Genomic DNA, 20,401 nt, shown 5'->3' on the forward strand with positions numbered 1-20,401 from the left:
CTAATATGATAGATATTTTTTGAAATAGAACTAGACAGATTAGCTTATTAATAATAACTCATATGCAAGCGCAAGTATCAAAACTATTTCCTTAACGCAACAATTTTGATACACTTGTGTTATGTCTATTTTTGTGAATGATACTCTTCTTACGCGTGAGGAAGCTGCAGCCAAGCTAGCAGTTAGCACTCAAAGAGTTAGCGCATTATGCTCGAATCATTTACTAACAACGTACACATTTGGAAGTAGGAAGATTTTAATTTCACTAGATTCTGTAAATCGTTATAAACAACAAAACTCTAAAAGTGGTAGAGCATATGCTCCGTCATTAGCTTTTGCTGCATTGTTTATGCTTAGTGGTTACAAAGTTTCGTGGATTAATAGGCAGCAGAAGTATCGTATAGAAGCATATTTGCGTTCGATTAGCCCGCAAGAGCTGGTTAGTCGATCTAAAAATCGCGCAAAAACAATGGAGTATTGGTGTAGAAAATCGCGTTTAGCAGAACTTTCAAATCACTTGATACTTTCTGCTGCAACTGGGAATATGCACTCACAATTCCAACTTACACAAACTGACAAAATAGAAGGATACGTAAGCAGCATCAAACTAGGAGATTTAATAAATAAGTTTCATCTTAAAAATAGCGAAGATGGTGTAAGTAGTTCAATGGCCAACGTTAAACTTCGTGTTATTGAAGATTCTAAAGTTTTTGATTTTATTCTCCAAAATATGTCTTTGCATATTACAGAATGCACAGAAGAAACGCTGGCAAAATCCTTTATGCCAATCGCAGTGTGTGCTGCAGATTTGGCTGAATCTGTTGATGTTCGCGAGCGACAAGCAGGATTAAACAAACTTGCGGAATTGCTTGCTAAATATAATCACTAAATATAATCATGCAATAAAAGAATAAAAATTATGCCTTTTGCTAAAATTTAAAAATAATATTTGGGAGTTTTGAGAGGGGTTTTTATGATTGACATAAGTGTATCTACACCTACAGTTGAAGTTTCTAGCAGTGCACACCCGTGGAGTACGATATATGCACTATCTAAATCGTGTGATAGTTCACTATGGCTTTTAACTGGCGGACTTATGGTTCAGTTACATGCAATAATGAATGGAATTACAGCACGTCCTACTTTGGATGCTGATTTATTGATTGATGTAATTTCTAATAAGGATAACGTTCGTAAAGTTTATAATACTCTAAATAATTTAGGATTTGCATTACAAATTGGCTTAACTGGATATGCAACTAGATTAACGAATCGCAATAATGATATTGTTGATGTGTTGATAGCTGATCATACTCCAAAAAAGCTATTTGGTTTTTTAAATATCTTTAATACTCCACTTTTATCCATGCCGGGTGGAACTCAAGCAATAGAACGAAGTATGCTTGTAAAACTTATTGATAGGCATGAAAACAATGAAGCAATGCTAAGAATTCCAGATTTGCTTGGAGCGTTAATATTGAAGAGCGCTGCTTATAATGCAGATAATATGGGGGACAGGGAAAAACATTTGTATGATGCAGCGCTAATAGCATCTTTAATAGATAATCCAGATTTTGAAGCTAAACGATTGCACAGTAAGAATGATTATAAAAGATTAAGATTTCTAAAATCAAAACTTACTAAAGATTCAATATATTGGGATGTGCTAGATGCCGAGCATAAATTAAACGGTCTAGATGTGATTAATACGCTTGTATAACTTTGCATATGATATTTGTGTAAAAAATTTAAACAATGATCTATAAAGAAGAATAAACTTATGAGAAGAAATATGGATTTAGTTCGCGAAATTTTAATTGAAGTTTCTAAAAGTGATAAAGAAGTTAGAGCAAGCGACATTGCTGAGAAAAGTAGTAAATACTCTCTTGAAGAAATTATTTACAACATAAAAATAATGGGGGAAGGTAATTTAATTAATGTATATATCGATGAGCGCGAAGTTGGCGTTGTAGATGCTTACATTATGGACATAACATGGCATGGCAATGAGTTTCTTGATTCTATAAGCTCTAACGAAATATGGGAAAAGATAAAAAATAATTTTTCGGATAAAATTATCAATATTCCTTTTGATATTCTCACTAGTTTGGCTAAATTGTACCTAAAAAGTAAATTAGGCTTATTTTAATTATTTTTTACTCTATTCATCAGTTTATCTTGCATAAATATTAATTTTATGCAAGATAAACTGATTCAGTATGCGTGTTTTATATAGATGCTTCATTGTATTTAAATATGTTCGAATTAAGTCTTTTAAGCATTGTCGGTAGATCAGCTCCAAGCTGCTTGCCAATCCATAATCTAATAATATTCATAGAGCAAATATTAATTCTGTACATTTTTTCATAGTCTTTCGGAGTTTTTTCCATATTTTCGTTAGCATCATCATGTTTATTTTTCTTATAAATATCATTCATTTCTTTTACCCAATCAAAATCCTTTATATCTATTGGAAAATATTTGCCTAGTTCTTCTTTTATAGTGTCTAATGCACAGGAAAAATATCTCAATTCCTTAATTGTTTTTCCCTTTTTCTTTTTCATCCTATCTTCACGACCTGTACTTTTTATTATTTCCCACCCAATATCTTCTAGTGCAACACCTAAGATTATATTCACAGATTCAACTGGAAGATTATTTTGTTCTTTTGCTATGTGCGATATTATTCCCATTGCTCTTCCATATCTTTGCAATAATTCAAACCATTTTTCTATTCCACAAATATTAATATCGTCAAAATCAAACAAGAATTGTTTATTATGCTTTTTATCAATGTTTTGCGCATAAGCATTTAAATGATGAAGAACATGGGACCATTTTACTGTTGAATCATTGCAAGTATTATTGTTTTCCACTCCTACTTCCATTTTTGAAAATTCGCATCGCTCTAATTTAGATATAGAGATAAGATTTAAAATCCAATTATGAATTGAAATATGCTTTTCCCAATTCAATTCAGCTTCACTATGAGTCTCAATAAATGCTTCTTCTGTAAAGCTTACAATACTGCCATTTTTTGATATTTTTCTTACCTGCTGGTCGATAGCAAGCGACAGACTGATGGGTGATTTATTGCTTTCATTTTGCATTGAATTTATTTTGCATAACTCTTTGCTACTAGATTTTTTAATATCAATTTTTATACTTTCGCCATCATCGGAAAGATTACTAACGCTAATTCCTCCCGATACGAACCAATCATATAGATTTGAACAACTCGTTCTCAAATTAGTTATTTTTTCGAATTGTTTTTCATCTGAACCAACGATTATGTAGTCGCATGTAATTGTTGCAATTCTAATTGGGCACATTACATCCTTGCGTGATTCTGTATCTCTACATCCTACTAACGTATATGTTTTACTTGAGGATAAAACTTGCAAAATATTAGGTACAGGCAATCTATTTATTGCATCAGATTTTATATGTGTAACTCTTCCATCTAAAAACTGACCACTAAGCTCTTTGAATAATACAGACAGTTCAAATTTCATTCCGTTATCATGTAGCATAACTACAGTTTCAGAAGAATCGTTATTCTCTGTCTTCAAAAAACCAAGAACTGGTTTAGTTAAATCAAGACTTTTATCTTCCATAATCTCTTAATCTCCACTAGGTTTCTACTTTTAATGAGAATATTTTAATATACAAATGTAGATTACTACAATTTATTGTTTGCAGTTTTAGCACTATAAACCAATGCAGCAATCAATAATTTCGCTTGAAGATATCATATACCCACGTATCAAAACTATTTCCTTAACGCAACAATTTTGATACACTTGCGCACTAAATTTATAAATTAGATTTGGTATACAAACAAAGTCAATGTTGTGCAAGAATGCAATATTTACTAATATCCTTTATAGGAGTCTTCCTGCGTTGAAAGTCGGTTTCATGCCGTCGGTAGATTTACTCACCTTAGGCGTTGCGTGGGCTCCTTTACTTTCGCTTATAACATATGAATCATTAAAGACTATAAAACAGTTGGAATATACGAAAGCTAGTCATACCCTCAAACCAACTCATTACGAGATTAAGGGGTAAGAGGAGCCCTAGCCTTCACTTCGATTCTATCATATAAGTCTTTACCTAATACGCAGTGGTAATCCTTGAAGCGCAATAAGTAAATAAAGAGTCCCGAACAGACGAAGTGTCCAGGACTCACAATCCACTATAGTCTTTCCCGCATACGCGGGGTTGATCCCATTTTAGTGTATTCTTTACGCTGTTTTTTGAGATCTTTCCCTCATACGCAGAGGTGATACTATAAATATTGTGATACAGTATAACCAGCGTGGGGACCTCGGCAACCAGTTTTCAAGACTGGAACATCAGTCTGAGGAGCACCCCACGTTTTTCAGTTTTTTGCAACGATTGAGCGAGAAAAAGGAAAGGGTGGCACGTTAATACAGCATTCCCAGTTGTGGAAAATAAGAAAGGAGTGAGAAGCTGATGAACATGCAGAAAATTTATTATGACATGGCTGAGAAACTTCGTCCTTATGCTGAGCCATACATGGATAAACTTTGCAAAGAAGCTGCTAGTAATGCTACATGCGCAGGAGAGCCTTATGAAGCGTTAGTAGATTACTTAAGCTTTGCATGGGAACACCAAAATACTCCTCGTAAACTTATTATTGAAGCATACAATCTTATTGACGATGACTATCTTGATTTATATAACGAAATGGTAGATAAACTAGGGATTCCGCGTCGTCAACATTCTGCAGATTACGACGAAGATGAATAAATCGTATATTAAAAAATATGCTTAGAATGAAAATTGCGAGGGATCCCCTCGACTAACAATCTGACGTAAACGGCAGCTGCGAGGCCCTCGCGTTACATTCATTATAGCGTTATTTTTTAGAATATCCAATGTAACAGGGGATCCAATAAATACTATTGTTCAAAAACGTTTATCTAGAGAAGATACGAAACTAAATTGCGTTTGCATAATAGAAAACGGGAAAATTAACTATTGCGAAAGAGCTGGTCATTCCCCCAAACCTACCCCGTGAAGGGCCAAGGGTAAGGGGGAGCCCCAGCTCTCAATTCGATTCTGTCATATGGGTTTTTACATCTTCGTGTGCTATATGGTAAATCCATCAAGAGTTCGAATCCCACAGGGGGCACATGCAATCATTCTCACATTCGTGTTAATAACCCAAAATAAGGGCTAATTGCAAAATCTGTAGCTACACCAACAAACTTATACTCGAAGCCCTCTCGCGTAGTTTTGTCACGCATTTATCTACTTAGCTCTATTTATTACTTGATAACCGTGTTTAATTAGCACAGATTCAAGTTGAGAAAGATACGCGAGCGCTGCAGGAGAAAGATTTGTGCGCTCGTTCTTAATCCAGCCAACAAGCATGGTCTCTTCGCAATCCAGCGGAATAGTCACGATTTTCTCGTTATTCAAGTCGCCATTGTCGATTCCAGTGCAAATCGTAAAACCATTAAGACCAATAATAAAGTTTAAAATGGTTGCGCGGTCGGTAACGTTAATCTTTTTAGGCGGGTGCTGAGGCCAAACTGCCTCCTCTGTAAAGAAGAAGCTCCCGTCTTCTCCCTGCTCGTACTGAATAAACGGATATGGTCGCAAATCCTCCAAGGTAAGCTTCTTGCGATTTGCAAGCGGATTATTTCTAGAAATAAAAACGTGCAATTTAGCGCGGAAAAGCGGGTGGAATTCAAGGTGCTTTTCTCTAAGCATTTTTCCAATAACATCTTTGTTGTAATCAGAAAGATAAAGCAAACCAAGGTCTGCTCGCATTGAAGTCACTTGATTAATAATGTTTTTAGTACGCGTCTCCCTTAAAGAAAACTCGTATTCATTAGAATCTATGCTGCGAATCATGTCTACAAAAGCCTCAACAGCAAACATGTAGTGCTGGGTGGCAACGCTGCAAAGCTGTTTTCTAGGTTTAGTGCTGTTGTAGCGCTCTTCTAGCAAATCTGCCTGATCCAAAACTTGGCGCGCGTATGTTAAAAACTCAGCTCCGTCAACCGTTAATGCAATTCCTTGAGAAGACCTTGTAAAAATCTCGATTCCGAGTTCTCGCTCTAGCTCTTTAACAGAGGAGCTTAACGCTGGCTGCGAAACAAAGAGTTCATGCGAAGCTTCGTTCATAGAGCCACACTCTACGATTTTCACAATGTACTTTAACTGCAGCAGCGTCATTATTAAGAGCCTTCCGATTTTTGAGATTTATACTTGACTATTTTCAACTATTACAACTATAACAACTATAAACTAACGCCTATAATCTAACGATTAACGCCTCATATAGTCTAACGCCTACAAACTAGCGACTTTGGCTTAGTGCCTATAATCTAACGCCTAGCGATGCTAAATCTTTGCGAGCCTGTTGTGCGCTAGTAAAAACAAACCCATGCATTCCAACGTTATGTGCGCCATCAATATTTACTGGCTTATCGTCGAAGAAAACGGTTGTTTGCGGTTTTAACCCAAATCTGCTCATAGCAAGCTCAAAAATCTCGGGCTGTGGCTTATGCAATTTTTCAACGCCAGAAATAATCGTGCCTTGTAAAAGCGTGTTTAGTTCTGGGAATTTACGCAAGGCTAGTGGGAAAGTCTCTTTAGACCAGTTGGTTAATCCCCAAACGCCGTACCCAGCTTTGCGCAAATCGTGCAACAAGTCAACTATTCCAGGCATCATGCGTGTAAGAACTTGATCGTAGTGGGCGCAATACCATTGAAAAGCGTTGCTAAGCTCTTTGCCAAATCGCCTCTCATATTCTGGCAAAAGGTCTTTTAGCAGCTCTCCGCCGTCCATGCGGTCTTCAAACTCATAGAATCCAGCCAAATCGTCTTTTCCAAAAGTGCCATTAGGGCAAATTGTGTCTACTAAATCTGGGAACTGTTTTTGCAAGCAATTCCTGCAATTCCACTCGAGCAAAACTTTGCAATAATCGAACATTACATCGTGAATTTCAACAGATTTTGCATTTATATTTGTGTTTGTCATTTTTCTTCTTTCGTTTTTCTTCTTTTAATCAAGATTAATTAAAGATCCAATAGTATATGGCAGAGCATCAATAATATTGCTTGCAACTATTGGATGCTCAACATCTTCGCAATTTTCGCAATTTTCGCGATTTTTACAATTACTACAATCTTCGTAAACACTTTTTGATGCCAACTTTGCAGCTAAGCCGTGTATTGTAGCCGCGCTAGCTGCGATTAATGCGTAGTTTGCATTTTGATTTAGTTCGCAATTATTCTGCGCAAGAAGTGCGCCTAAAAGTCCAGAAAGAACATCTCCAGACCCAGCGGTTGCAAGCCAAGAGGGTCCATATTTGCAAGTAAATATTGGCAAGTTTAAATCCTCTGGAGACGCAACAACAGTGGTGGACCCTTTAAGAAGAACAGTTGCTCCAGTAAGATCTGCCGCTTTTTGAGCGAATTCTACAGGATTTTCCGCTATAGTCTGCGCGCTAAAATCAAGGTTATAACGTTTTAATAGCTTGCTTAATTCTAAGGCGTGAGGTGTTAGCACCACTTTTGTGCAAACTTTTTTAGGCAGCAAGTCAAGCGCTCCAGCGTCTACGCATACGGGCGGTAGGTTTGTGTTTTCTTGATTTTCTGCACTTTGTGCGCTATATGGTTTAAGCAAGTCTAAAATATAGTCTCTTTGCGATTTTGTTGAATCATCATTGCAATGATCATAATCTGGGATTCCAGATCCAACAGTTATAGCATTGACTTTTCCTTGCAAGCAATCCGAAACAACAGCTTCTGGGACGGCTTGTAAAACAAGATTTTGCGCTCGCAAAGGCCCAACGTAGCGAACCATGCCAATATTGCTGTATGCTGCCGATTTTGTGCTTAAAACGGCTGCTCCTGGGTATTCGTTTGATCCTGTTACTAATCCAAGAACGCCTCTAGAGTACTTATTGCTCGATTCGTTTGGCTTTTTTAAGCATTGGCTAGCATCTTTTGCGTCTATGTTTAGAAGTGGACTCATGCTTACGATTCTAGTAAATATGCGCGATTGCCGTTCTTGCAAATCGCCAGAAAAATCGCGATTATATCAAACAAAAAAATCGCGACACGCTGTTTTATAAAAAATCCCGATAATTTTTGTGATTTTATTGACCAAGCTTTTTATTTTTTCTATGCTTAAAACGTTATTGCTAACGATAATCTTTCCTAATTACAAGATTACAAGAAACTAGCGCAAGTAAAACGCTTAATAAATATGAAGATTATGAGAATTGCAATAATAATGAATTCATAGATTCCGGAAAGGAAAATAGTGAAAACTGCACGAATTTTTGCCACCGCAGCCACCGCCGCTTTGTTAACTGTTGGCTTGTGCGCATGTGGGTCTACATCTAAAACAGCGGATCAAAAGACTAGCGGAAATCAAGTAAACGTAGTTGCAACCACCACGCAAATCTGCGATTACGTAACTCAAATCGCATCCACGGCCGATGCAAAATCTGGATTAAGCCTTAATAAAACCGATTCTCAAGGCAAAAAGTCTGTAATCGGCGCGCCTTTAGACAAAGCAAAGTCAACAATTAACCTCACCTGCTTGCTTGCTCCAAACGCATCTGCTCACGAGCACGAGATGACTCCAGCGCAATCCAAGGCGCTTTCTAAAGCAGATTTAATGCTTGTTTCTGGAGTAGATCTTGAGCACTTCTTAGATCAGGCCGTAAAAGCAACTGGATTTAAGGGCACAATGGGCGTAACTTCGGGCATTCTTACTGCCGACGAAATCAAGGATTCAAAGGCGCAAGCTGCTAAAGAAAAGAATCTTCCTTACAAGATTGACCGCGGTATTGAAAAGGTTCATGCCGAAAAGTGGCCATTCCCACCAGAAGAAGGCGAGAAGGAGCCAGAATTCCAGTACGATCCACATATTTGGACCAGCACTAAGAACACAATGATTCAGGTTAAGAATATTGGTAACTTCCTTGGCAAGGCTCTTCCAGAAAGCAAGTCAATCTTCGACGAGCATGTTGAAAAGTTCGTTAAGTCGCTCACTGATTTGGATTCTTGGGCTACCGAGGCTTTGAACAGTGTTCCAAAGGAGCATCGCGTACTCTTTACTTCCCACGATGCATTTGGATACTTCTCTCGCGACTACGGTGTTAAGTTTATTGGCGCCGCGCTTTCCGACTTTAACAGCCAGCAGGATGCAACTGCCGACCATATTAAGGAAGCTGCAGAATCTGTTAAAAAGTCTGGTGCTGTGGCAATCTTTGCCGAAAACTCCAACAATTCCAAGTCTATTAAGGCTGTGGCTGCTGCTGCAGGCGTAAAGGCGATTATTGGCGACGATGCGCTTTATGGCGATTCTCTTGGGCCTGTTGGCTCTGCTGGAGAAACCTATATTGGTTCCATTGTTCACAATGTTCAGACTCTTGTTAAGGCTTGGGATGGCAAGGTTCCAGACCTTCCAGAATCTGTAAAAACTGCGTTAAAAAAGTAGTTAATAGGTAGCTACACGCGTAGCGGAAAATCATAAATCACTACAAAAGTAGTTACAAGAAGGTTAATTTACGGTGAATAAGAGCGTTCTCGCAATGAAGGATTGCGACCTAGCATACGGATATAAAACTGTTGTTACTGGTCTTAACGGAAGTTTAGAAGCTGGGCAGGCCTTAGCTTTGATAGGGCCTAATGGTTCTGGAAAAACAACGTTTTTGCAGGCGATAATTGGTATTGTGCGCGTAAGTGGCGGCGAATTAACAATGCCAAAAACAGTTTCTATAGGCTATGTTCCTCAACAGGTTGATTTGGATTTAACTTTTCCAATTACCGCTAGGCAAGTGGTTGCAATGGGCTTAAGTAGGCAAACTGGATTCCTTGGTTTGCTTAAAAAAAGCCAGAAAGAAGCTGTTGAGAGCGCTCTTAATCATGTTGGCTTGCTTAATCGTGCAAATGTTAGGTTTGGTGACCTTTCTGGCGGGCAACGCCAGCGCATTTTGCTTGCACGTGCTATTGTTGCTCGCCCTACGTTGATTCTTTTAGACGAGCCTTTTAATGGATTGGATGAGCCAAATCGAAAAGAGCTGCTCAATATTATGAAGTCCGCTAAAAAAGAGGGGATTTCGTTTGTTGTGTCTACTCACGACTTGGTAATCGCGGACGCGATTTGCGAAAAAGCCTTGCTTTTGGCTGGTCGTCAAGTGGCTTTTGGGCCTCTTAGAAAAGTCATGACTAAAGAAAACATATCTTTGGCTTATGGCGGAAGTATGCCAGCTGCAAGCGCAGGTCTTACTTTGAATCAATTAGCAAACAAAGATGATTCGTTAAACGCATCTTTAGGAGACGAATCCAATGCTAGCTGAATTGGTTGAGTCACTACGCAAAATCCTCGAGCCTATACCAGGATTTGACTTTATTGCCTCTGCACCCTACATTTTTAGGCCTTTCTGTTTACTTGTTGTTCTTGCGATTGCTAGCGGAATAGTTGGTGTGTTTGTTAATTTAAGATGCGCCGAGTTTAATGCGGAAGCCTTGGTTCACGGGATTTTTCCTGGAATCGTAGTAGGAGCGTTATATGGAGGTATTGAGCAAATTATTCCAGGAGCTTCGATTTGCGCAATCTTTCTAGTCGCAGCTCTTGTGTGGGCATCTAGGTCTCAAAAAATCAACGAGTCAATAATTGCAACAGTTTTAACAACATTTTTTGCGCTTGGAATCGTAATATCTCTTAAAAAGGGAGATATGTCTGGCCAGCTAGAAGCACTTATGTTTGGTCGTTTACTAGATGTTACAGACGATAGAATGACTCAAGCAATGCTTATTTGTTTATTTGCAATCGCAGCGCTTGTTCTAACTTGGAAGAAGCAGATTGTTGTTGCGTTTGACCGCGCTAGCGCACCATTAATGGGTGTTAATACTTTATTTGTAGATATTGTTCTAAACGTTGGTATTGCAGCTGTTGTTGTGTCTGCATCTTCGGCAGTAGGCGTGCTTCTTGTTATTGGTTATCTTGTGATTCCTGGAGCCAGCGCAAGATTGGTTGCGCGTACTGTTGGGCGCATGGTGGCTGTTGGTATTGCGGTTGGTATTGCTGGCGTTTTATTGGGCATGTACGCTATGAACTTGGAGCTTGATCACCCAGTTTCTCCGCAAGCTGCAGTGGCACTAAGTATTTGCGCAATGTTTGTGGTTGTGCTTATATTGCGATGGGCTTTCCGTTTTGTTTTCTCAATAATTGCGTCGCATAAATCAATCTCAAAAAAGCAGGTAGCTTAAATGGTAAGTATTTGGCAGATTATTGCGCTTCCAATTATAGAGGCAATCGCTGTTGGAGCATTATGTGGTTTTGTTGGATCCTTGGCTTTGCTTAACCAGCGTATTTTCTTCACCGAGTCTATAACTCATGCTGCTTTTCCTGGGGCTGTTATTGGCGTTGTAGTTACGTCTGTTTATACGATTGATCAAAACATTTTGTCTATTGGTCTTTTTGTTGGAGCCGCTTTAGCTTGTGTTGTTTTGTCTTTTGTGATGCATGTGCTTTCTAAGCTAAAGGGCATATCTTCTCAGGCGTCTGCTGGAATAACTCTTACTGTTGGTTTTGCGAGCGGATACTTTTTGAACAAGTGGTTTGCTCCTCTTCCATTGCGAATCGAAGGATTTTTAACAGGATCTTTGCTTAATTGCACTCCTGCAGACGTGGTTTCTGCGATTATTGCATTTGCTTTTGCATTAGGATTGTGGAGCTTTAATTGTGCAAATCTTATTCATTGCTCATTTGATCCAACAAATTACAAGGCATCGGGTGGAAAAACTGGATTGATGCAAGGAATTGTTCTTGCGCTAATAATCATTACAGTTTCAGTAATTATTCCAGCCGTTGGAACTGTTGTTTCGGTATCTTTGATTGCAGCGCCCGCCGCAGCATTAAAGGGTAAGATGCGCTCTATTAACAGGTTTGTTTTTGCATGTGTATTGTCTTCTGTTTTTATATCGCTTTTAGGTCTTGCTTTAGCTGTGATTTTAAGGCTTTCTGCTGGTGGAACTATCGCGATTTGCGCTGGTTGCTTCTTCTTGGTTGTAAAGCTTGGTGAAAGCATCTTTTTGAAAATCCATGAGATTTATTCTGGTTTTTGCAAAAAATCGTTGTTAAAAAGTCGCTCTGTTGTTCTAGAGTAACAGAGAATTGCGCGTAAAAATGCGCGCGATTGACGTCGTTTTTTGCGCGTTTGTTTTATATTTAATCGCGTAAGTTTATCGACGCCACACAGGTCCAGGTCTGCACATTAGTAACGCAAGACCCCGATAGAAAAGGACAATTATGGCTGAAAATACCATCTCCATCACTGTAGACGAGGAACGCAAGGAGGTGGATGCAAGCTTCACTGGCGTTGAACTTTTCGCGGAAGATAAGAATATTATTGCCGTGCGTTTAAATGGCGAGTTGCGTGATTTGTACACGCCTCTTCATAACGGCGATACCGTGGAATCAGTAGCACTTGATAGTGAAGATGGCATCGCAATCATGCGTCATTCCGCTACACACGTGATGGCTCAAGCTGTTCAAGAAATTCGACCAGACGCAAAGTTGGGCGTAGGTCCTGTAATTAAAGACGGCTTCTATTACGATTTCGATGTTGATACTCCATTTACGCCAGACGATTTAAAGCAAATCGAAAAGCATATGCAGCGCATTATTAAAGAGTCTCAAAGCTTTAGCCGCCGCGTTGTAACAGAAGATGAGGCGCGCGAAGAAGAAGCAAATCAACCTTATAAGTTGGAGTTGATTGGAGATAAAGAAGCGGCTCTTGATCCAGCTGCAGCTGGCGAAATCAGCAAGCATGAGCTTAGCATGTACGACAATTTGGATCGCGAAGGCAATAAGGTCTGGAGCGATTTGTGCCGTGGCCCGCATTTGCCAAACACTCGCTATATTAAGGCTTTTAAGCTTGAGCGTGTGGCTGCAGCTTACTGGCGCGGTTCGGAGCATAATCCTATGCTTCAGCGCATTTATGGCACTGCATGGCCTAGCAAGGAAGAGCTTAAGGCTTACACAACTCGCATGGAAGAGGCCGCTAAGCGCGATCATCGTAAGCTTGGTCAAGAGATGGATTTGTTCTCATTCCCAGACGAGATTGGCCCAGGCTTGGCAGTGTTCCATCCAAAGGGTGCTGCGATTATTAACGCAATGGAAGATTATTCCCGTGAGCAGCACAGAAAGCATCATTACAGCTTTGTGCAAACTCCGCACATTACCAAGGGCGGATTGTACGAGACTTCTGGCCACTTGCAGTGGTACAAGGATGGCATGTATCCTCCAATGAAGCTTGACGAAGAGCGCGACGAAAACGGTAACGTAACTCGCCAAGGTGCTGACTACTACTTAAAGCCAATGAATTGCCCAATGCATAATTTGATCTTTAAATCTCGTCAGCGTTCGTACCGTGAGCTTCCTTTGCGCTTGTTTGAGTTTGGTACTGTGTATCGCTACGAAAAGTCTGGCGTTGTGCATGGCTTAACTCGAGTTCGCGGATTGACTCAAGATGATTCGCACATTTACTGCACTCGCGAGCAGATGCGCGATGAATTGAAGAGCTTGCTTAACTTTGTGCTTGGTCTTCTTAAAGACTTTGGTTTGAACGACTTCTACTTGGAGCTTTCTACTAAGGATGAGCACAAGTTTGTTGGTTCCGACGAGATTTGGGAAGAAGCAACAAACACTTTGGCTGAGGTTGCTAAAGATTCTGGTTTGGAACTCGTGGACGATCCAGGTGGAGCTGCATTCTACGGCCCGAAGATTTCTGTGCAGGCGCGAGACGCAATTGGCCGCACTTGGCAGGTTTCTACTATTCAGCTCGACTTCAACTTGCCTGAGCGCTTTAAGTTGGAGTACATTGCGGCCGACGGTAGCCACCAGCGCCCAGTTATGATTCACCGCGCACTCTTTGGCTCTATCGAGCGCTTCTTTGCGATTTTGCTTGAGCATTATGCAGGCGCGTTCCCAGCATGGTTGGCTCCAGTTCAGGTAACTGGCGTTCCTGTTGCAGACGAGTTTGCTCCACACTTGCAAAAGTTTATTAGCGATTTGGAAGAGAATATGGTTCGTTGCGAAATGGACAGCTCCGACGATCGCTTTGGCAAGAAGATTCGTAACGCCTCTAAGTCTAAAGTGCCATTCACTTTGATTGCTGGCGAAGAGGATGTTAAGAACAATGCTGTGAGCTTCCGCTTCCGCGATGGCAGCCAATTGAACGGCGTTCCTGTACAGCAAGCTAAAGAGTGGATTTTGTCCATTATTAAGCAGCGTGTTCAGGTGAATACCGCCGAAGATTTTGAGCGCTACACTAAGTAGCTTCCGCAAAACACAAACCCGCACTTCTTAACGTTGTGCGGGTTTTGTTCTTTTTTTATTCTTGATTTATTATGAGTGACTTAGTTACTTAAGCAGAGCGCGAATAGCTTCGATTTGCTCGCTATTAACTTGACTTGCAGGCTCGCGAACAAGCATGCTAATTGGCAATCCCTTAAGATTTACAGCAGCTTTAATCGCAGAAATAAACAGGTCGGTGGTGTTGTAAACTGCCATCAAATGGCTGATTCTTTTAGCGCATTCAATAAGATGCGCAAAGTCGCCAGCCTCATACGCCTTATGCAAAGCTGCAAAAGTTTCTGGCTCCACATTTGTAAGTCCACAAATAACGCCATTTCCGCCTGCAATCCTGTTAGGAGTGTAGTACTCGTCAAATCCAGAGAAAACAATAAAATCTGGGTTTGATTGTCTAGTGGCTTCAATCATTGCTCGAGTGTGGCTTATAGTATCTACCGTGTCTTTAATACCAACAATATTCGGGTATTTTTTAGCAAGACTTGCAACTAAGCTTGGCGTTAAATCGCTGCCAGTTCTAGCAGGGAAGTTGTAAAGAATAACAGGCAAGTTGGTTGCGTTTGCAATAGGGCCAAAATAGCGTTCTGCGGTTGGGGCAGTTGGTCCAAAGTAGTAAGGGGATACAGCTACAACAGCGTCTGCGCCGCAACTTTCCGCAAACTTAGTAAAGTCAAGCACCTCGTTAAGATTAGTGCTTCCAACACCTATAAGAACAGGAACTCTGTGATTAACATGCTCAATAGCAAATTTAGCAGCTTCCTTTTTTACGCTAAGCGGATATGCATAAAATTCGCCGATGCTGCCAAAAATCAGTATGCCATTAATCCCTGCATCAATAAGATGGTCAAGGTGCTTTGCCCATGAGTCGTAGTCAATGCTTCCATCATCTTTGCTTACTGTTATAGAAGGGCAGAACACGCCTTTAAAAGCATGCAAATCAAACTTTGCACTGTTAGAAGTAGTCATAAAAATCATCCTTAGTTGTTGTTATTGAATTATGGGGCATAAGACTTTAACTGGCAAAATCTTACACCCCATAAGCAATGATTATTCAAATAGATTATTCAAATAACATAATTAATTACAGTTTAATACCATATGCCTTCTTTGCATTGTTCATAAAGAAATCTTCGTCGTCGCCAAAAAGCTCAACCATTAAGTCAAGATGCTGCTTAAGCGAAGAATTCAACTTAACAACTGGCCAATTAGAGCTAAAGAGTAGGCGATCAGGGCTAAAGGTGTCTTTAACAAACTTAACAATATCTGGATTTACTGGATTATCTCCAGAAATCTTAATATAGCTGTGTGGAAGCTTTGCAAACGCACGCAAAGCAGCGCAGGAATCCTCGTCTAATCCTGGAACATTGCCCAAATGGTTTAGAACAACAGTCACTTCTGGAACCTGCTCAAAGGCTTTAGCCATATCGCCAAGCTCTTCGCCACGATTGCAAAGCTCAAAAGGCATACCCTTCTTGGCCATTGCCTTAAGACCGCCAATAAACGAAGGCTCTAAGCAGCGGCCGCGTGGCTCGCTTGGAATGTGAAGTGGCTCGCGAATGCCAGTTGCATGAATTGGAACGCGCATAAATGGATCCAACGTAACTCTAAGCATTTTAGCAAGAATCTTAGGATTAGGATTTTCTCCAATAAGCCTATCTTCTAACTCGTGGTCTGCAGCATCAACCTCAACGTATACGCCGCCGAGGAAGTCAACACCCAAGTCTGCATACTCTTTTTCGAGCTGCTCTAACGTAAAGGTGTGGTTTAGCTTGTCTAAGCCATCTAGCCAAGGCAAGACTTGCTTTGTTGGATCCCAAATATGGAAGTGGGAATCTAAAATACGAAGTTGAGACATAATAAACTTTCCTTTCTAAAGACTTTCTAAAGACTTTATAGTTCTTTGCAAATCACTTAGCTTCTACAAGACCAATCTTGGAACCCCACAATGCGTACCAAGCTACATATAAGAATCCTGGAACGGTGAGCAGCACTGCAACCTCAATGCCAGCAAAATCTTGTACAAATCCAAGGAATAGTGGGATTATAGCTGCGCCAACAACGCTCATAATCAAAGCGGAAGAGCCAGTCTTTGCGGCAGAGCCATGAATACCCTTTAAGGTAAGTGAGAACACGGTTGGGAAGCCAATAGACACAAACAGGTAGGAGATAATGTAGGCTACTACAGAAATCTTACCGAGTCCAAGGAATGCAACAAACATTAGCAATGCGCTCAGAACCATGTAGATTCCAAGAATCTTATCGCTATCAAACTTTGTCATAAGAGGTGTTGTAATAAAGCGACCAAGGGTAAACATTAAGGAAACGATTGCAAGCATAGATGCCGCAATACCAGTTGTTACTCCAGCACCCCAATGCTTAAGAGCAAACGATGAGAACATTGCCATTCCAACAACCTGAAGGCCTACAAATACAAATTCTGCAATAACGCCAAGTGTAAAGTATGGCTTCTTAACAAGATGCAAGAATGAAGAATCGCCCTTATTTCCTTGATCTGCCTCAACATCTCCTGGAGGTGTAGGAAGCTTAAAGCAGAAGAAGATTGCAATAACCGCAATAAGAACAATGCCAATAACAATGTAAATCATACGAGTATCGCTAAGGAACTTCGACTTAGCAAATTCAAATCCTGGTTCGCCTTGCTTAACGGTTTTACCAATAATGTTGCCAAGAATAAGCGGGCCAACAATGCTGCCAACGCCGTTAAAGCTTTGTGCCATGTTGATTCTAAAGGATTCGCCCTTTTCATCGCCAAGCTTTGTAATGTATGGGTTGCAGTTTGTTTCCAAAGTTGCAGCACCAAGAGCAATAATAAACATTGCTATAAGGAACATAACATAGCTTGCTGTAGCGGTTGCAGGAATTACAGCAAATGCGCCGATTGCAAAGAGTGCAAGACCGCTAATTACGCCGCCCTTGTACCCAAAGCGCTTTGCGATTAAACCTGCAGGAATAGCCATTACAAAGTATGCGCCAAAGTATGCAACCTGAAGCAGCGCTGCTTCTGTGTTGTTTAGATTTAAGTAATGTCCAAATGGGGAATTAAGAGCATTGACCAAATTCATGGTCAAACCCCATACGAAGAACAAAGATGTTACCAATACAATGGCAATTATAGTTTTTGAGCTACTTTTGTTATTGTTAACAACCACGTTGTCGTTTTCTTTTGTAGTCATCGTCACTCCCGTGTGAGAATAATTCAAAGAGTTTAAGATTTTAATAGTTCTTAATTAATATTGTGCAATGGTGCGCAAGCACACATTTTGCATTGCGCACCATCGACTAGTTAAATTGCACCGAATCTTAAATTTGCATTTGGAATTTAAGACAAAGCGCGATCAAGATGCACGTATCCGCCATCAACGAATACCCACTGACCAGTGGTGTGCGAAGACCTATCCGAAAGCAGGAATGCGGCTTCGTTTCCAATTTCTTCCGTGGTGGTCATGCGGTTCTCCAGAGGAATCTTGTCGGTAATAACCTTCAAACGAGCCTGCTGAGCTGCTTCGTCGCCAAAGGTCTTAATCCAATCGGCATACAGTGGGGTCCAGCATTCGGAGACAACAATCGCGTTTACGCGCACGCGGTCATGAACAAGTGCTGCAGCCCATTCGCGAGTCAAGCCCAAGATTCCACCCTTTGCAGCAGCGTAGGCGCTGGTCTTGCCCTGGCCGGTTAGAGCAGTCTTAGAAGAAATATTCACAACAGCGCCGTGGCTTTCCTTTAAGTACTTTACAGCAGCGTGAACAGTCTCGTAGTAGTGGGTAAGGTTTCCGTGAATCGACTTCTCGAAGTCGCGCCAAGAAGTGGACTCCAAATCCTTGTTGTCGTTAACGCCAGCGTTGTTTACAATGCCGTCAATATGACCATACTTCTTGTATGTTTCTTCAATAATTGGAGCGATTTCGTCTGTATCGTTTAAGTCGAGAAGGTAAACATCGTAGTTCTTTGTGTACTGCTCAATATCCTTGCGGAATGTTTCTTCTGCAGGGTCTGCGCGGTTAATAACTACTGGAATTGCGCCTTCTTGTGCAAGCTGAAGCGTAATGCCCTTACCAATGCCCTTGAATCCACCTGTTACGATGAAAACTTTGCCTTCCAAATGCAAATCCATAATGAACTCCTTTGTTAAATGATGTGGTTTGCTTTTTGATTATTAAATTATGAATCTTGATTGTTTAAAGTGGCTAGCAATTTAAAATAAACAGCTTAATGTAAACTGCTAGCCACAATTGCATAACTATCCGCGATAAAGGTACTTTTCAGCCGTTTCCAGCGTCATTTCAGTGCCATTACCTGGGGCAGTTGGTGCAACATAATTACCATTCTTGATTTGTGTTGGATGCACAAAGTGCTCGTGCTGATTGTCTACGTATTCAATCATGCGGCCTTCCTTTGTGCCAGAAACTGCAACGTAATCAAACATTGCAAAGTGGCACACGGCTTCGCACAATCCAACGCCGCCTGCGTGAGGGCAAACTGGCTTATTAAACTTGCGTGCAAGCAAGTATTCGAGAACAACTTCTTGTGGACCAGCAACTCGAGTTGCGTCGATTTGCATAATTCCAAACGCGTTCGCTTGCAAGTACTGCTTAAACATGATTCGGCTTTGCATCTGCTCGCCAGTTGCCACAGGTATTGGGTTAATTGCGCGAGCAATTGTTGCGTGACCAATAACATCGTCTGGGCTTGTTGGCTCTTCTACCCAAGCTAAGTCGAAGTCGTGGAAGCGGTTAATCCAAGTGATTGCTGTTGGAACATCCCACACCTGGTTTGCATCTACTGCAAGACGAACGTCTGGGCCAATTGCCTCGCGAGCAAGGGCGAGTCTTCTTAAATCGTCGTCTACATTTTGACCAACCTTAAGCTTAATTTGCTTAAAGCCCTTAACTTGCGATTCTTCCTTAGCAATTGCAACCATTTTCTCGTCGCTGTAACCGAGCCAGCCTGCAGCAGTGGAGTAGCCTGGGTAGCCGTTTACAAGCAGATCTGCAATTCGCTCTTCCTTGCCTTTTTGACCATCTTGCAAGAATTCGATTGCTTCTTCTGGCCTTAAGGCGTCAGTCATGTAGCGGAAGTCAAGCGTGGAGACTAATTCCTTTGGATCCATCTCGGCAAGCAAGCGCCACAATGGCTTTCCAGCTCGCTTTGCTTTAATATCCCACAATGCGCTCAAAATAGCGCCAATTGCCATGTGCTCTACGCCTTTTTCTGGCCCTAACCAGCGAAGCTGAGAGTCGTGAACAAAAAGATCCCATGCAAGACGCATGTTGTCTAGTAACTCTTCTACGTTTCTGCCAATAAGCACTTGAGACATGGAGTCGATTGCTGCGCAAACAACATCGTTTCCACGGCCAATCGTAAATACAAATCCAACGCCTTTAATGCCATCGTCTAGGCTGGTTTTGATTTCTACGTATGCGGAGGAATAATCTGGGTCTTTGTTCATTGCGTCGGATCCAGAAAGTGTCTGCGAAGTAGGGAATCTAAAATCATAGGTTTTTACTGATGTGATTGTACTCATAACGATTCATGCTCCTTTGCTTTTACATCGTTGTGACCTACATTTGTAATTCTATATCAAAACGATAGAAAAATGTTGTAGTATGGCTAGAAATTTTCGCAAATTGATTTTTGCGAATATTTCTGAATGTGCGCAATGTGATAAATGTCATATTTTTGATTTTTCTATGATTGAAAAATTGAGCTTTTTAATAAGGAAAATCGCACATTTGGCCTGTGTTTTTCTTGCGACTGATGGCAAATAATTTTATTATTCGGCGTGTCGTAAGAAATTTTCGCGATTTTTGCTTGTCAAAAGCGAAATAGTGTATTATGGAATTTATAACAACCTTGATAAATCAAGCAATAATGCTATTTTTCAGTTTTTCTGGTAACTTGTATTATTGTAGATAATCTTAAAAGTGGCTACGAATTTTTCTTTAAGATTAGGATTTAGCTAAAATGCATTGCGCATAAAGAGGATAAAGAAAGAGGATAAAGAAAGAG

At 40.6% G+C, this 20,401-nt stretch carries 18 protein-coding genes; 9 read left to right on the top strand and 9 right to left on the bottom strand.

Annotation, left to right across the window (positions count from 1 at the left end; all coding sequences use genetic code 11):
- The first annotated feature begins 121 nt into the window (after positions 1 to 121).
- The 3 genes from HMPREF3216_RS00240 to HMPREF3216_RS00250 all read left to right on the top strand — a co-directional run bounded on the left by HMPREF3216_RS00240 (position 122) and on the right by HMPREF3216_RS00250 (position 2,149).
- The gene (locus HMPREF3216_RS00240) at positions 122 to 889 is read left to right on the top strand and encodes a helix-turn-helix domain-containing protein (protein WP_060786415.1); all 768 of its coding nucleotides are present in this window, start codon (positions 122 to 124) and stop codon (positions 887 to 889) included.
- 84 nt (positions 890 to 973) lie between these two features.
- On the top strand, positions 974 to 1,720 hold the full coding sequence (locus tag HMPREF3216_RS06565) for a hypothetical protein (RefSeq protein ID WP_230953829.1): 747 nt from the start codon (positions 974 to 976) through the stop codon (positions 1,718 to 1,720).
- A gap of 72 nt (positions 1,721 to 1,792) precedes the next feature.
- Positions 1,793 to 2,149: a DUF2513 domain-containing protein gene (locus tag HMPREF3216_RS00250; protein ID WP_230953830.1), complete on the top strand. Its 357-nt coding sequence runs from the start codon at positions 1,793 to 1,795 to the stop codon at positions 2,147 to 2,149.
- A 79-nt stretch (positions 2,150 to 2,228) separates the two neighbouring features.
- Here the strand turns inward: HMPREF3216_RS00250 and HMPREF3216_RS00255 are convergent, their stop codons facing one another.
- Positions 2,229 to 3,617, bottom strand: coding sequence for an ApeA N-terminal domain 1-containing protein (locus HMPREF3216_RS00255; RefSeq protein WP_060786417.1), 1,389 nt, complete (start codon positions 3,615 to 3,617; stop codon positions 2,229 to 2,231).
- A gap of 859 nt (positions 3,618 to 4,476) precedes the next feature.
- Between HMPREF3216_RS00255 and HMPREF3216_RS00260 the strand changes: the two genes are divergently transcribed.
- A complete protein-coding gene (locus HMPREF3216_RS00260; RefSeq protein WP_060786418.1) occupies positions 4,477 to 4,773 on the top strand; it encodes a hypothetical protein in 297 nt (98 codons plus the stop codon).
- A 504-nt stretch (positions 4,774 to 5,277) separates the two neighbouring features.
- Here the strand turns inward: HMPREF3216_RS00260 and HMPREF3216_RS00265 are convergent.
- The 3 genes from HMPREF3216_RS00265 to HMPREF3216_RS00275 all read right to left on the bottom strand — a co-directional run bounded on the left by HMPREF3216_RS00265 (position 5,278) and on the right by HMPREF3216_RS00275 (position 8,017).
- Positions 5,278 to 6,210: a LysR family transcriptional regulator gene (locus tag HMPREF3216_RS00265; RefSeq protein WP_060786419.1), complete on the bottom strand. Its 933-nt coding sequence runs from the start codon at positions 6,208 to 6,210 to the stop codon at positions 5,278 to 5,280.
- A 145-nt stretch (positions 6,211 to 6,355) separates the two neighbouring features.
- Complete coding sequence (locus tag HMPREF3216_RS00270; RefSeq protein WP_060786420.1) at positions 6,356 to 7,018, bottom strand: HAD family hydrolase; 663 nt, start codon at positions 7,016 to 7,018, stop codon at positions 6,356 to 6,358.
- A gap of 24 nt (positions 7,019 to 7,042) precedes the next feature.
- On the bottom strand, positions 7,043 to 8,017 hold the full coding sequence (locus HMPREF3216_RS00275) for an ADP-dependent NAD(P)H-hydrate dehydratase (protein ID WP_060786421.1): 975 nt from the start codon (positions 8,015 to 8,017) through the stop codon (positions 7,043 to 7,045).
- Positions 8,018 to 8,308: 291 nt separating this feature from the next.
- On the opposite strand from HMPREF3216_RS00275, the gene HMPREF3216_RS00280 reads away from it, so the two are divergent.
- The 5 genes from HMPREF3216_RS00280 to thrS all read left to right on the top strand — a co-directional run bounded on the left by HMPREF3216_RS00280 (position 8,309) and on the right by thrS (position 14,341).
- The gene (locus HMPREF3216_RS00280; protein ID WP_060786422.1) at positions 8,309 to 9,493 is read left to right on the top strand and encodes a metal ABC transporter solute-binding protein, Zn/Mn family; all 1,185 of its coding nucleotides are present in this window, start codon (positions 8,309 to 8,311) and stop codon (positions 9,491 to 9,493) included.
- Positions 9,494 to 9,587: 94 nt separating this feature from the next.
- Positions 9,588 to 10,355 carry a metal ABC transporter ATP-binding protein gene (locus tag HMPREF3216_RS00285; protein WP_060786423.1) on the top strand — a complete coding sequence of 256 codons (768 nt, stop codon included), beginning with the start codon at positions 9,588 to 9,590 and terminating at the stop codon, positions 10,353 to 10,355.
- Positions 10,345 to 11,268: a metal ABC transporter permease gene (locus HMPREF3216_RS00290; RefSeq protein WP_060786424.1), complete on the top strand. Its 924-nt coding sequence runs from the start codon at positions 10,345 to 10,347 to the stop codon at positions 11,266 to 11,268. The genes HMPREF3216_RS00285 and HMPREF3216_RS00290 overlap by 11 nt, the downstream gene beginning before the upstream one ends.
- Positions 11,269 to 12,168 carry a metal ABC transporter permease gene (locus HMPREF3216_RS00295; protein WP_060786425.1) on the top strand — a complete coding sequence of 300 codons (900 nt, stop codon included), beginning with the start codon at positions 11,269 to 11,271 and terminating at the stop codon, positions 12,166 to 12,168.
- Positions 12,169 to 12,310: 142 nt separating this feature from the next.
- Positions 12,311 to 14,341 (top strand): threonine--tRNA ligase, encoded by a 2,031-nt coding sequence (gene thrS / locus HMPREF3216_RS00300; RefSeq protein WP_060786426.1) that lies wholly within the window; start codon positions 12,311 to 12,313, stop codon positions 14,339 to 14,341.
- A gap of 84 nt (positions 14,342 to 14,425) precedes the next feature.
- On the opposite strand, the gene HMPREF3216_RS00305 is transcribed toward thrS, so the two are convergent.
- The 5 genes from HMPREF3216_RS00305 to HMPREF3216_RS00325 form a co-directional block, all read right to left on the bottom strand.
- A complete protein-coding gene (locus HMPREF3216_RS00305) occupies positions 14,426 to 15,340 on the bottom strand; it encodes a dihydrodipicolinate synthase family protein (RefSeq protein ID WP_060786427.1) in 915 nt (304 codons plus the stop codon).
- A 115-nt stretch (positions 15,341 to 15,455) separates the two neighbouring features.
- Entirely contained in the window at positions 15,456 to 16,229 is a 774-nt protein-coding gene (locus HMPREF3216_RS00310) for an amidohydrolase family protein (RefSeq protein WP_016829550.1), read from the bottom strand.
- Between the two features lie 52 nt (positions 16,230 to 16,281).
- Positions 16,282 to 17,568: an MFS transporter gene (locus HMPREF3216_RS00315; RefSeq protein WP_060786428.1), complete on the bottom strand. Its 1,287-nt coding sequence runs from the start codon at positions 17,566 to 17,568 to the stop codon at positions 16,282 to 16,284.
- A gap of 146 nt (positions 17,569 to 17,714) precedes the next feature.
- On the bottom strand, positions 17,715 to 18,506 hold the full coding sequence (locus tag HMPREF3216_RS00320; RefSeq protein WP_004130434.1) for an SDR family oxidoreductase: 792 nt from the start codon (positions 18,504 to 18,506) through the stop codon (positions 17,715 to 17,717).
- Positions 18,507 to 18,632: 126 nt separating this feature from the next.
- Positions 18,633 to 19,916, bottom strand: coding sequence for an enolase C-terminal domain-like protein (locus HMPREF3216_RS00325; RefSeq protein ID WP_004130435.1), 1,284 nt, complete (start codon positions 19,914 to 19,916; stop codon positions 18,633 to 18,635).
- Positions 19,917 to 20,401 lie beyond the last annotated feature (485 nt).

The sequence above is a fragment of the Gardnerella vaginalis genome (assembly GCF_001546455.1).
Lineage (GTDB): Bacteria > Actinomycetota > Actinomycetes > Actinomycetales > Bifidobacteriaceae > Bifidobacterium > Bifidobacterium vaginale_B.

What these genes read in the sequence shown, in the direction of transcription:
- HMPREF3216_RS00325 (WP_004130435.1), bottom strand. Translation starts at nt 19,916, where the DNA reads ATGAGTACAATCACATCAGTAAAAACCTATGATTTTAGATTCCCTACT.
- thrS (WP_060786426.1), top strand. Translation starts at nt 12,311, where the DNA reads ATGGCTGAAAATACCATCTCCATCACTGTAGACGAGGAACGCAAGGAG.
- HMPREF3216_RS00315 (WP_060786428.1), bottom strand. Translation starts at nt 17,568, where the DNA reads ATGACTACAAAAGAAAACGACAACGTGGTTGTTAACAATAACAAAAGT.
- HMPREF3216_RS00250 (WP_230953830.1), top strand. Translation starts at nt 1,793, where the DNA reads ATGGATTTAGTTCGCGAAATTTTAATTGAAGTTTCTAAAAGTGATAAA.
- HMPREF3216_RS00260 (WP_060786418.1), top strand. Translation starts at nt 4,477, where the DNA reads ATGAACATGCAGAAAATTTATTATGACATGGCTGAGAAACTTCGTCCT.
- HMPREF3216_RS00285 (WP_060786423.1), top strand. Translation starts at nt 9,588, where the DNA reads ATGAAGGATTGCGACCTAGCATACGGATATAAAACTGTTGTTACTGGT.
- HMPREF3216_RS00270 (WP_060786420.1), bottom strand. Translation starts at nt 7,018, where the DNA reads ATGACAAACACAAATATAAATGCAAAATCTGTTGAAATTCACGATGTA.
- HMPREF3216_RS06565 (WP_230953829.1), top strand. Translation starts at nt 974, where the DNA reads ATGATTGACATAAGTGTATCTACACCTACAGTTGAAGTTTCTAGCAGT.
- HMPREF3216_RS00240 (WP_060786415.1), top strand. Translation starts at nt 122, where the DNA reads ATGTCTATTTTTGTGAATGATACTCTTCTTACGCGTGAGGAAGCTGCA.
- HMPREF3216_RS00320 (WP_004130434.1), bottom strand. Translation starts at nt 18,506, where the DNA reads ATGGATTTGCATTTGGAAGGCAAAGTTTTCATCGTAACAGGTGGATTC.
- HMPREF3216_RS00290 (WP_060786424.1), top strand. Translation starts at nt 10,345, where the DNA reads ATGCTAGCTGAATTGGTTGAGTCACTACGCAAAATCCTCGAGCCTATA.
- HMPREF3216_RS00265 (WP_060786419.1), bottom strand. Translation starts at nt 6,210, where the DNA reads ATGACGCTGCTGCAGTTAAAGTACATTGTGAAAATCGTAGAGTGTGGC.
- HMPREF3216_RS00255 (WP_060786417.1), bottom strand. Translation starts at nt 3,617, where the DNA reads ATGGAAGATAAAAGTCTTGATTTAACTAAACCAGTTCTTGGTTTTTTG.
- HMPREF3216_RS00275 (WP_060786421.1), bottom strand. Translation starts at nt 8,017, where the DNA reads ATGAGTCCACTTCTAAACATAGACGCAAAAGATGCTAGCCAATGCTTA.
- HMPREF3216_RS00310 (WP_016829550.1), bottom strand. Translation starts at nt 16,229, where the DNA reads ATGTCTCAACTTCGTATTTTAGATTCCCACTTCCATATTTGGGATCCA.
- HMPREF3216_RS00295 (WP_060786425.1), top strand. Translation starts at nt 11,269, where the DNA reads ATGGTAAGTATTTGGCAGATTATTGCGCTTCCAATTATAGAGGCAATC.
- HMPREF3216_RS00305 (WP_060786427.1), bottom strand. Translation starts at nt 15,340, where the DNA reads ATGACTACTTCTAACAGTGCAAAGTTTGATTTGCATGCTTTTAAAGGC.